The 11936-nt window shown below is 48.9% G+C and carries 7 protein-coding genes; 6 read left to right on the top strand and 1 reads right to left on the bottom strand.

Going from position 1 to position 11936, the window contains the following annotated elements; all coding sequences use genetic code 11:
- The first annotated feature begins 631 nt into the window (after positions 1 to 631).
- The 6 genes from BN93_RS10590 to BN93_RS10565 all read left to right on the top strand — a co-directional run bounded on the left by BN93_RS10590 (position 632) and on the right by BN93_RS10565 (position 9842).
- Positions 632 to 1591: a peptidoglycan DD-metalloendopeptidase family protein gene (locus tag BN93_RS10590; RefSeq protein ID WP_044260462.1), complete on the top strand. Its 960-nt coding sequence runs from the start codon at positions 632 to 634 to the stop codon at positions 1589 to 1591.
- 564 nt (positions 1592 to 2155) lie between these two features.
- Positions 2156 to 3532 (top strand): bifunctional cytidylyltransferase/SDR family oxidoreductase, encoded by a 1377-nt coding sequence (locus BN93_RS10585; protein WP_019188302.1) that lies wholly within the window; start codon positions 2156 to 2158, stop codon positions 3530 to 3532.
- On the top strand, positions 3522 to 4367 hold the full coding sequence (locus BN93_RS10580; protein WP_019188301.1) for a LicD family protein: 846 nt from the start codon (positions 3522 to 3524) through the stop codon (positions 4365 to 4367). Before BN93_RS10585 ends, BN93_RS10580 begins: the two co-directional genes overlap by 11 nt.
- Before the next feature lie 75 nt (positions 4368 to 4442).
- Positions 4443 to 7307, top strand: coding sequence for a TOTE conflict system archaeo-eukaryotic primase domain-containing protein (locus BN93_RS10575; RefSeq protein WP_019188300.1), 2865 nt, complete (start codon positions 4443 to 4445; stop codon positions 7305 to 7307).
- Positions 7308 to 7530: 223 nt separating this feature from the next.
- Positions 7531 to 8640: a DNA polymerase IV gene (gene dinB / locus BN93_RS10570; RefSeq protein WP_019188298.1), complete on the top strand. Its 1110-nt coding sequence runs from the start codon at positions 7531 to 7533 to the stop codon at positions 8638 to 8640.
- Positions 8641 to 8852: 212 nt separating this feature from the next.
- Positions 8853 to 9842, top strand: coding sequence for a YqiA/YcfP family alpha/beta fold hydrolase (locus BN93_RS10565; RefSeq protein WP_019188297.1), 990 nt, complete (start codon positions 8853 to 8855; stop codon positions 9840 to 9842).
- Positions 9843 to 10255: 413 nt separating this feature from the next.
- Here the strand turns inward: BN93_RS10565 and BN93_RS10560 are convergent.
- Positions 10256 to 11936: GH92 family glycosyl hydrolase (locus BN93_RS10560; RefSeq protein ID WP_019188296.1), on the bottom strand; the 1681-nt coding region annotated here is incomplete at its 5' end.

Raw genomic sequence — 11936 nt, 5'->3', positions numbered from 1 at the left:
AAACTTTAGATACTTATCTTGGTTCTACTGCACAAAGAAAATAGACTTCACCCAATTTATAGAGCCATTAAAAGTCAAGACCACTTCATTACAAGCAACTACTAAAAGGAAAGCATGCACGAGTGCTGAATAGGTGCAACACGCTTGCAATATTGCAAAAAACCGTTAAGAAAGCGAAAGACTGGGCGGAAAAGGCAACGGACAGCCGAAAAAAGAGAACATAAAAACAGGCAGATGCAGACAGTTTATAGAAGGCGAAACTCATCTGTTTTGCATATTCTGCATGAATATGCACCGCAAGAACAACACTCAAATCATGTCCTTAATAATGTTAACGCGCCGATATTTATGTCCAAGCAAGAGTAACAAATGTTAATAAAAACTAACCAAAAACATTACAAATACACCGCTCTTTCACGTGTTACAAAGGGATTGAAGGAACAGGTCACATGTTGTTAAGCATGTTAATCAATACTGAAAAAAATAGCGAAACATGATGCCGTTAGATAAAAATTCGCTATATTTGCATCGTCTTTTGATAAACACCTATCATCAACCATGCAAAAATGGTTTAACAAGCGAATGTATATACCATTATTTATTCGCCCACGTTGTACCTAAAAAAAGTAAAATGAAACTGAAAAGAACAATTAAAACGATTGCTTTTACAGCACTTCTCTCAATGTGCGCCACACCAATGGCCGCGCAAGACCTACTCGCCAGACAAGCACCTGTAGACCGAAAGATGAAATCGGTAGACACCCTTGCCCTACAAAGCATCCTAAAAAGGGAGGCGGCCCAATCGCCGGCTGCAAACCTTTACGAGACGTGGGACAACACACACACGCACCACATAACGGCTTTGCCCGACTCGTTCCTCATCAACCTACGTCATTTCTGCATGCCAACACCCAGCCGAGTTGTAACAAGTAACTTCGGAAGTCGTTGGGGCCGCCAACATAAAGGCTTAGATATAAAGGTTTATATTGGCGACACCATACGCGCAGCATTCTCTGGCAAGGTGCGCATCGTGAAATACGAGGCTGCGGGATACGGAAAGTACATCGTAATTAGGCACCCCAACGGACTGGAAACCATATATGGACACCTTTCCAAACAATTGGTAACTGAAAACGAGGAAGTAAGGGCCGGCGAACCGATTGGACTTGGCGGAAACACGGGCCGAAGCACGGGTTCGCACTTGCACTTCGAAACACGACTGTGCGGTGTGGCGCTTAACCCTGCACTCTTCTTTGATTTCAGGGCACAAGACGTGGTGGCCGACAACTATATGTTCCGCCGCTCCACCTACGAAATGGCATCGTCTGAGGCCACCAGGCTGCGCGGCGTATCGGGAAATGGCGGATATAACCGCGAAGACGTGTACGGAAAGGTGGGCCGAGACAGGGACGACAACCCACAAACGCCTCAATACAACGCTGCCGAAAAACTCTATCATAAGGTGGCATCGGGCGAAACACTGGCATCTATCGCCGAAAAGCGTGGTGTTAGCATAGACACCATCTGCCGTCTCAACCACATGCGCCGAAACGACAAGATTAGGCCAGGCCAAATCTTACGCTATTCGTAAAGAAAGATAACACATTAGATTTAAGACACTATAAAAACGCAACAATGGCGGATAAGCAGTGATGTTTGTCCGCCATTGGCATTTCGGTCTCACCCACAGCCCCTCCCCAAGGGGAGAGGGGAGTAACATGTATGGCGTATTTAACCGCTTAAACAACAGGAATGGTTTAAACCGAAATCGGCCATTACGAATTTTCAAAAGCAAAGTGTTAGCGAAATCTCCCTCTGATATTTGAAATACGACCCGCGAGTTAACCCTTTGCGCGTGTTCAGTTATTCCTTTGCCAAAATGAAAGCAGATTTTTCTAACAACCGATTTGGGTTAAAATGCCACATCACATCCATCTTCTCATCTCGCCTTTCTCCACCCTCTTTCATCTTTTGCCACCCCCATTAGCCCATCTGCCTATCTTTCGAAACACACCTTATTAATATAACGCTGCAACAGATGAAGCAACATCCAGCTTGGCCCGTCCATCAGCAAGGCTAAGGCTTTTTCGTTTTCTTTCTTGTAAAATCACTAAGTTTACACTACCTTTGCATATAGAAACACAATCGCATCAATATGGCAAAACGTAACATCGCCGTCGTTTTGGCGGGCGGAGTGGGAAAAAGATTGGGCATGACCACACCCAAACAGTTCTTCAAAGTGGCTGGAAAGATGGTTATCGAACATACAGTCGACGTGTTCGAACGAAACACGCACATCCACGAAATAGCCATCGTAAGCAATGCCATGCTCATTGCAGACATAGAAAACATCGTTTTGAAAAACGGGTGGACCAAAGTAAAGCGCATACTTAAAGGCGGAAACGAACGCTATGAGTCGAGCCTTTCGGCCATCAAAGCCTACGAAAACGAGCCGGTAAACCTTATTTTCCACGATGCCGTGCGCCCTTTGGTTAGCCAACGCATTCTGAACGATGTGGTGGACGCATTGCAAAACTACTCGGCCATCGATGTGGCCATGCCGTCTGCCGACACCATTATCGAGGTGGAAGGCGACTTTATCAGTCATATACCCGACCGTTCTCGCCTTCGTCGCGGACAAACGCCACAGGCTTTCGCGCTCGAAGTGATTAAAGAAGCTTACGAAAAGGCACTGCTCGACCCCAATTTCAAGACCACCGACGACTGCGGAGTGGTGAAAAAATACCTGCCGCAAACGCCCATCTACGTGGTGGAAGGCGAAGAAAGCAACATGAAACTTACCTATAAGGAAGACACCTACATGCTAGACAAGCTTTTTCAGCTGCGCAACAACGAGGCCGAACGCATCGACCTTGCCCAAGTTTCGCTTGCAGGAAAGGTAGCTATTGTGTTTGGTGGCAGTTACGGAATTGGTGCCGACACGGCCAAAATGCTGACCGAACGGGGTGCAAAGGTGCATTGTTTCTCGCGTAGCAGCAACGGCGTAGACGTAGGAAACAAAGAAGATGTGGTGCGCGCCTTTGCAGAAGTGGCAAAAGAAGAAGGGCGAATAGACTACGTGGTGAACACGGCAGGACTGCTACAAAAGGAGCCTTTGGTCACAATGAACTACGCCGACATCACTTATAGCGTGCAAACCAACTACATGGGAACGGTTAATGTGGCTCTCGCCGCCTATCCCTACCTCAAACAAAGCGGTGGTAGACTGGTGTTTTTCACCTCTTCATCATACACACGCGGTCGCGCTTTTTACAGCATCTACTCGTCTACCAAGGCCGCCATCGTTAACTTTGTGCAGGCCGTTGCGCAAGAATGGGAGGCCGACGGCATTCGCATCAACTGCATCAACCCCGAAAGAACGAAGACCCCCATGCGCGTAAAGAACTTCGGAATAGAACCCGACGACACCCTACTGGCATCTGAAAAGGTGGCCGAGGCTACCTTGCGCACCCTGCTTTCGGACGATACGGGACTGGTGATAGACGTTAGGAGGGCGCACGATGACCGCTAACACGCCACTCGAACGCTTTAAACAACGCCATCTTCGCGCCTGTCAGCTTAAACAACTGACCATACTCGAAGCCATACACAACATCTGCCAACGCCACACCATACCCTATTGGCTAGACGGCGGCACGCTGTTGGGCGCGGTAAGGCATGGCGGTTTCATACCCTGGGACGACGATATAGACATTGCCATGCACAAGGCCGACTTGCAACGCTTTGTAGAAGTGGCGCAAAAGGAGTTGCCTAAGGGCCTTATTGTGCAGTCGCCGCTGATAGACAAGCACCTGAAAGAGCCCATAACCAAGGTGCGCGACCTCAATTCGTTCTTCGTTGAACCAGGCGACGACTTCTCGCACAACTACGAAAAGGGGCTCTTTGTAGACATCTTTCCCTTCATTGCCTACCCCACCCTTTCGCGTAAGCTTGTTAAAAAACTAACGCTAGGCATCTCGCGTAGCTATTCCATCCTGCACAAGGCCCACCATTACAGCCTCCGTTCGTTTGCCGAATTCTTTTGGTTCGGTGCAAAATACGCCGTCTGCCGCACCGTTTGGGCCCTGCTATGCGCCCTAAACCGCAACCGCGACACTTACATTTCCAACATCCTACACAACAACGGCTACGGCATCATGCACCGCCAAGACAGCATTTTCCCCCTAACCGAAATCACTTTCGAGGGCAAACGATTCATGGCCCCCTGCAATCCCGACGCTTACCTGCAAGACCTCTACCGCAATTATATGGATATTCCACCCGTAGAGAAACGCAAAATCCACGCCATCTTTGTGTTAGAGACACTGGAAGAAGAGGGAGAAGAAGGGGTTGGAGAAGAGGGGTGAAACTGTCTTAACAAGCCATTAGGTGCATATACATAATGTGTGTTTGCTAAATTGAAGGCTTAAACATCTTGAGACATGGATGCAAACAAGCACAACGAAACAACATCAGCTTTAGAACAGATACGCGAATTGAAGGCCGAAAACGAAAGACTTAAATCGCTTTTAGCAAAACATGGCATCACGCTTGAAGAAAACAAATGCCCAGCAATCGCCTTACAGCCATATAACAAACCTCTTTCCAACTGCAAACTTTCATTAAAAGACAAGGTGTTGTTGTTCCAAAGCCTGTTTAAAGGCCGCAACGACGTGTTCGCCAAACGATGGCATAGCCTCACGGGAAAGGCAGGCTATCAGCCCGTATGCCAACGGGAATGGGACAGACAATATTGCGACAAACGCAAATATCGCTGTGCAGATTGTCCCAACCGTCTTTTTGCACCTTTAACTTATGAACACCTATACAACCACCTTGCTGGGAAAGACGAACATGGACGCGATGTTATCGGCCTTTATCCCATCTTGGAAGATAACACTTGCCATTTTCTTTGTGCCGACTTTGACGATAAAAACTGCGAGCATGGCTATAAAAACGACGTGCTAGCATACGTGGGCGTGTGCAAAGAATGGGGCATACCATGTTATATAGAACGGTCGCGGTCGGGCAACGGAGCACATGTATGGATTTTCTTCACTGCTGCCATCACCGCCGTTAAAGCCAGACAATTAGGCAATGCCCTACTAGCAGAGGCGATGAACAAGGAAATGCGGTTCTCGTTTAAGTCATACGACCGCCTTTTCCCAAACCAGGACACGCTGCCCAAAGGCGGATTTGGCAACTTAGTGGCATTGCCATTGCAAGGGCTAGCACGGAGAAACGGCAATAGTGTTTTTGTAGACGAAGCATTTAATGCCTATTCCGACCAATGGAAAATACTGTTGGAAGTAGTCAAGATTACTGAAAGTGCTGTTGACGAAATACTGCAAACACATAATTCCTTTGAATTTAGCGAACTAACAAAGAGTAACGAGGTCACACCGTGGAACTCTCCAAAGCCTGTTATGATAGGCTCATCAGACTTCCCAACGTCTGTCACACTGACCAAAGCCAACATGCTTTACATCCCACTTGAGGGCTTATCACCAAAGGCCATCAACCTTTTTAAGCGCATTGCAGCCTTTCGCAACCCCGAGTTTTATGCCAAACAAGCCATGCGTTTGCCTACTTACGCCATTCCACGTGTCATTTCTTGTTCCGAACTAACCGCTAATTACCTTGCCCTACCTCGCGGTTGTGAAGACGACGTACAGCAGATACTACTAGATAACAACGTAAACATCACAATAAACGACCACACTTGCCACGGTAGCAACATCGACGTGAGGTTCACAGGCACCCTTCGCGAAGAACAACAAGAGGCCTTAAACCACATGCTAGTCCATGAAACAGGTACATTCTCGGCCACAACAGCCTTTGGAAAAACCGTTTTAGCCATAGCCATGATTGCCCAACGCAAGGTAAACACCTTGGTTTTGGTGCATCGCAGGTCACTGCTCGACCAGTGGAGACGGCAGTTAGAAACGTTCCTTGCACCAATAAAGCAAGCACAGGACGACACGGGAACAGGCAATAAGAACGAAAAAAGGTTGCCCATCGGCCAACTTCACTCAGGAAAAGACTGTTTGAGTGGTGTTGTCGACATTGCCATGATACAGTCGTGTCTACACAATGGAGAAGCGAAAGTCTTCGTACAAGACTACGGTATGATTATCGTAGACGAATGTCATCATGTTCCTGCCGTGAGTTTCGAACAGGTATTGCGGCACGTCAAGGCACGATATGTTTACGGCTTGACCGCTACACCCTTCCGCAAAGAGGGACATCAACCCATCATCTTCATGCAATGCGGTAAGATAAGGTACACGGTCGACGCCAAAAGCCAGATAGACAAACAAGAGTTTACACGCAGATTGATACCCCGTTTCACGTCTTACCGCACCTTTTCAGCCAATCTCTCCACCTATACGCAAATGATAGAGGCCATGTCGACCGACAAACAGAGAAACCGACTCATTGTGGAAGACGTGAAAACAGCATTATCTGAAGGACGAACACCACTCGTACTGAGTAGCCTTACGGTGCATGTGCGACAGCTTGCACGCTTACTTTCGCCATTTGCCACCCATGTGATAACCCTTATTGGTGCCGATTCTGCCAAGAACAAACGACTGGAGATGGAGCAATTAAAAACTATCAACCCAACCGATAGTCTTGTAATCGTGGCCACAGGTAAATATGTGGGCGAAGGTTTCGATTACCCCAGGCTCGACACCTTGTTTCTAACGCTCCCCATTTCGTGGAAAGGTAGTGTGGCGCAATATGCAGGTCGGTTACATCGCGACAGTGATGGCAAACACGAAGTATGTATATACGACTACGTAGACATTCGTATTCCGTTGTGCGAAAACATGTATCGCAAACGGTTAAGAGGTTATGCTGCCGTTGGTTACAGTCGCCCGAAAGGCAAAATCACAGAAGAACAAACGGCAAACGAACTGCTGTTCAATGTCACGACCTATCTCGCCCCATTCAAACGCGACTTGATTGCAGCGCAAAACAGTATTTTGGTGGCCTGTCCAAAACTAAGATGTAAACGTACGAACTGGCTAACGACCACCTTAAACGAGCTACAACGAAATGGGATAGAGGTTGCCCTACATACCAACAAGATGCACACCGATGGTGGGAAAGAGAATTGTCTCGGTATGGATACTTACGAACACGAACATTTATCAGTGCAATGCGCGATAATAGATCGCCGTATTGTTTGGTATGGTGATATCAATTTGTTTGGGCAAAGTGCTGTAGACTCAAGCATTATGCGTATATGCGACACACAAATAGCCAATCAGCTGTTAGATGCTGTGCTAGATACGGAGTGATTTGCACATACTCTCAATTCTATAATGAGAAAGTGTAAGGTGCGTGAAGCTAACGCTTATTATCATTTTCGTGACTTCACGAAAATGATAATAGAGCTAAAAAAGAAAGGCATAGATAGCAATTCTTCGTGACTTTTCCTTGCTATTGGCATCTTTTATCATCCCTTTATCCCCAAAAAATAACTAACTTTGCAATGGCGTTTCGCCCCAAAAGCAACTGGATATGCCTGCGCAAGACTTCAATCGCAAAATCATTCACATCGACATGGATGCCTTCTATGCCTCGGTGGAGCAACGCGACGACCCCTCGCTGCGCGGAAAACCCGTGGGCATTGGCAGCGAAGACAGGCGCGGGGTGTTGTGTACGGCCAGCTACGAGGCACGAAAGTATGGGGTGCATTCGGCCATGTCGGGCGTGCAGGCTAAGCGATTGTGTCCCGAACTGATATTCCTACCGCCCGATTTCAAGAAATACAAGCAGGTATCGCAGCAGGTTCACGAGATATTTCACCGCTATACCGACCTCGTTGAGCCGCTATCGCTAGACGAGGCCTACCTAGACGTTACGCAAAACAAACTGAACATAGAGTTGGCTGTTGACATTGCGCAACGTATCCGACAGGAAATACGCAACGAGTTGCACCTAACGGCCTCCGCAGGGGTGTCGTTCAACAAGTTCCTGGCTAAGGTGGCATCCGACTTTCGCAAGCCCGACGGCATCACGGTGATACATCCCAGTCGTGCAATGCACTTCATCGACAATCTGCCCATCACCGACTTTTGGGGCGTGGGGCATAAAACAGCCGAGACGATGCACGCTATGGGCATCTTCAACGGCGCCGACTTGCGCCAGCTTTCACGGCTCAGGCTGCGGCAAGTGTTCGGTAAGGCAGGCGAAACGTACTATAACTTCGCGCGTGCCATCGACCCCCGACCTGTTGAACCGCATTGGATAAGGAAGTCGGTGGGATGCGAACGCACTTTCAACGAAGACAGTTCCAACCCCACTGTGCTCTTAACCGAACTCTATCGCTTGGTGTTAGAGTTGGTGGAACGTTTGAAAAAGAACGACTTTAAGGGACGAACGCTCACGCTGAAAGTGAAGTTTCACGACTTCACACAGATTACGCGCAGCAGAACTGCACCTCATATTCTCCGCAAAAAGGAAGACATCCTGCCCATTGCAAAGGCGCTATTGAGCGAGGTTAACTACTCCGGTCGGCCTATAAGGCTGTTGGGTGTTCAGGTTTCTAACATTAACGACGAACCACATCGCCCACAATGGATACAACTGGAATTGCCTTTTAAAGGAGTTAAGGAGTTAAGGAGTTAAGCCAATAGTCTTGTTGCAGAGGAACTACGGCTAAATTCCAACGAGCGAAGCGAGTGATAACTCCTTAACTCCTCAAATATAACTCCATAACTCCTAAAAAGAACTCACTCCACAACTCCCTTGCATACGGCTTAACTCCCAACGAGCAAAGCGAGTGATAACTCCTTAACTCCTTAACTCCTCAAAAAAACTCCATAACTCCTAATAAAAAAATGGACCCAACAAAAACATATCCCGCCCTCATGAAGGGCAAGAAAATCATGTACGTTCACGGCTTTGGCTCATCGGGGCAGTCGGGAACAGTAACACTCTTGCACACACTTATGCCCGCGGCCACCATCATTGCGCCCGACCTCCCTTTGCATCCTGCCGAGGCCTTGGCACTTCTTAGGCAAACGTGTGATGCAGAAAAGCCCGACCTCATCATCGGAACATCAATGGGCGGCATGTATGCCGAAATGCTTAGAGGCACAGACCGCATACTGATTAACCCCGCATTCGAGATGGGCGACACGATGGTGAAACACAATATGGTGGGTAAACAGACCTTCCAAAGTCCGCGAACAGACGGCATACAAGACTTTATCGTAACCAAGGCCTTGGTAAACGAGTACAAGGAAATTACAACACTGCTATTCGACGGTATTGACGAGGCTGAACAACAACGCGTAATAGGACTCTTCGGCGACGAAGATACAAGCGTAGACACCTTCGACCTCTTCGCCCAACACTACCCCACGGCCATACGTTTCCACGGTGGGCACAGGCTAACGGATAAGGTGGCGATGCACTATCTAATGCCGCTGATACGCCAAATAGACGATAAGCAGACGGGACGACAACGCCCCATCGTGTTTATCCACGCCAACACACTGGCCGACAGCTACCAAAAGCCGATGCCCAGCATGCACAAAGCCTACGAAATGCTCATCGAAAACTATGATGTCTACATACTTGCGCCGTCGCCAACAAATGCCCCTGAACAGATAACGGCACAGCTGGCATGGGTGGAACAGTACCTTAATGCGCCTGCATTCAATCGGGTTGTGTTCTGCAACAACGCCAACCTGCTCTATGGCGACTACCTTATCTCGCGCCACGAGCACCCCAACTTTCTTGGTTCGTCCATCCTTTTCGGCGGAAACGACCTCAAAACATGGGACGACGTCATCGTGTTTTTCGACCGACTAGGCGGACAATAAGCCCGTTTACGCCTATCTCCGTCACGCGCCAACTAAGCTTTTAGCCCCCGCGTGCTAGCAATTTGCAGCGTACAAGGCTGCTTGTAGCCCCAGTACAAGCCGCTTGTAGTATCGCTACAAACACCTTGTAGCCGCACTACAAGGCCTTTGTAGTCCCAGTACAAGGTATCTTGTACGCCCCAAAATGGGTCTTAACCCACTTCGCTTCGCTTAGCCAAAGGGGCAGCAGGCACACCCTTTGCCATGCCAACGATGACACATACCCGTGCGGCAACTGCGAGCAGAGCGCGTTTGCATGGGACATATACACACAAAAAAGAATGGCGTTGGAGCAGCCAAAGGCATGCTCGCAACGCCATTCTTTATGTTTTGTGCCACATCTATGCCACAAGCACGATGGCTACCCCCCACAGTTAGGGGCGGTCGGCGGCTTTCGTGCCGAACGATGAAGGCTTTTCGCCCATCACAAATTCTAGCGTGCCACCCTTCATAATGTCCTTATAGTGGATGTACGAACGGGTGTATGTCTTGCCATTAAGCTTAGCACTCTGAATATAGATGTTCTTGGCACTGTTGTTTTTGGCCTCGATGGTAAACGTTTTGCCGCCACCAACGTTCACCACAGCCTTCTTAAAGAGTGGCGAACCAAAGATATACTTGCCGCCAGCAGGCTCAACCTGATACAATCCCATAGACGAAAGGATGTACCACGCCGACATCTGCCCCACGTCTTCGTTGCCGCTAAGTCCGTCGATGCCGTCGTTGTAAAGCGTATTCATCACTTGGCGCAACTTGGGAGCGGCCTTCCACGGCATGCCCACATAGTTGTACATATATATAATGTGGTGACTGGGTTCGTTGCCATGAGCATATTGGCCGATAAGTCCCGATATATCGGGCGACGCATCGGCGCCCATCTTACCTTCGAGAATAAAAAGTGAGTCGAGTTTAGCCACAAATGGCTTGTCGCCACCAAAGCATTGCACCAGTCCGTGTACGTCGTGGGGCACCAACCAAGCATATTGCCATGCGTTGCCCTCGGTGTAATCGTCTTGGCGATGCACCGAATTAAATGGGTCGAACGGCTCGCGGAACTTGCCATCTGATGTTTTTCCGCGCATAAAGCCCGTGTTTTTGTCGAAGTAATGGTCTTTATACGATTGGCTACGCTTTAAAAAGTACTTGTAATCTTCGGTCTTTCCCAGCTGTTTGGCAAGCTTGGCTATGCATGCATCGGCCAAGGCGTACTCCAAGCCCTTAGCAACGGTTTCGTATTCGGGGTCGAGATCGCAAGGCAGATATCCGTATTTTTTGAGCAAACTCATTCCACGCTCGTCGCGCATGGCCGATGCTTTGGCCGCCTCTAGCACCTTATTCTTATCCACATCAAAGCCTTTCAGCGCAATGTCAATCAGCACGGGGATGCCCGGATTGCCCACCATGCAGTCGGTTTCGTTGCCTACGAGGTGCCAAACGGGCAGTTTGCCCTGCTGTTCGTATATATGCAGCATGGTTTGTGCTATGTCGCGTTGCTTTTCGGGATGGATAATGGTCATCAACGGATGGGCAGCGCGATAGGTATCCCACAGCGAGAAGGTGGTGTAGTTTTTGAAATCGCCGCGATATACCTTACCGTCGGCTCCGCGATAGTCGCCGTTAACATCGTTGAACACCGAGGGGGCGAACATCGAATGATACATGGCCGTGTAGAAAGTGCGGCGTGCAGCATCGTCGTCCGTGGTGATAACAATCTTGTTCAGCTCCTTATTCCATGCCTCGTTGGCCTTAGCCACCGTGCCGCGGAAGTCCCAAGCGGGCAGTTCGGCAGCGATGTTGGCGCGCGCATTGTCTTCGCTCACGGGCGAAATTCCCACTTTCACCAGCAGCGGTTCGTCGTTATTGGGGGTTGAAAGCACGGCCAAGCTGTCGCCTTGGCTCTTAGCCATTGTAACAGGTCGCGAGAATTGGGCCACGAAATACACGCGTTGGTCTTTTGCCCAACCCGTGGAATAGCGATAGCCCGACACTTCTGTGGGCGAGTTTTGCCTAAACGCGCTCTTCGTCGTCTTGTCCCAACCGATGCCTTGTGCCAGG

The sequence above is a fragment of the Prevotella conceptionensis 9403948 genome (genome assembly GCF_000312305.1).
Classification (GTDB): domain Bacteria; phylum Bacteroidota; class Bacteroidia; order Bacteroidales; family Bacteroidaceae; genus Prevotella; species Prevotella conceptionensis.
The sequence above is the reverse complement of the archived record's forward strand: the minus strand, read 5'-3'. Positions and strand labels throughout refer to the sequence as shown.

Excerpts from the sequence above, each read along its gene's own strand:
- BN93_RS10590 (WP_044260462.1), top strand. The coding sequence starts at position 632 with ATGAAACTGAAAAGAACAATTAAAACGATTGCTTTTACAGCACTTCTC.
- BN93_RS10585 (WP_019188302.1), top strand. The coding sequence starts at position 2,156 with ATGGCAAAACGTAACATCGCCGTCGTTTTGGCGGGCGGAGTGGGAAAA.
- BN93_RS10580 (WP_019188301.1), top strand. The coding sequence starts at position 3,522 with ATGACCGCTAACACGCCACTCGAACGCTTTAAACAACGCCATCTTCGC.
- BN93_RS10575 (WP_019188300.1), top strand. The coding sequence starts at position 4,443 with ATGGATGCAAACAAGCACAACGAAACAACATCAGCTTTAGAACAGATA.
- dinB (WP_019188298.1), top strand. The coding sequence starts at position 7,531 with ATGCCTGCGCAAGACTTCAATCGCAAAATCATTCACATCGACATGGAT.
- BN93_RS10565 (WP_019188297.1), top strand. The coding sequence starts at position 8,853 with ATGGACCCAACAAAAACATATCCCGCCCTCATGAAGGGCAAGAAAATC.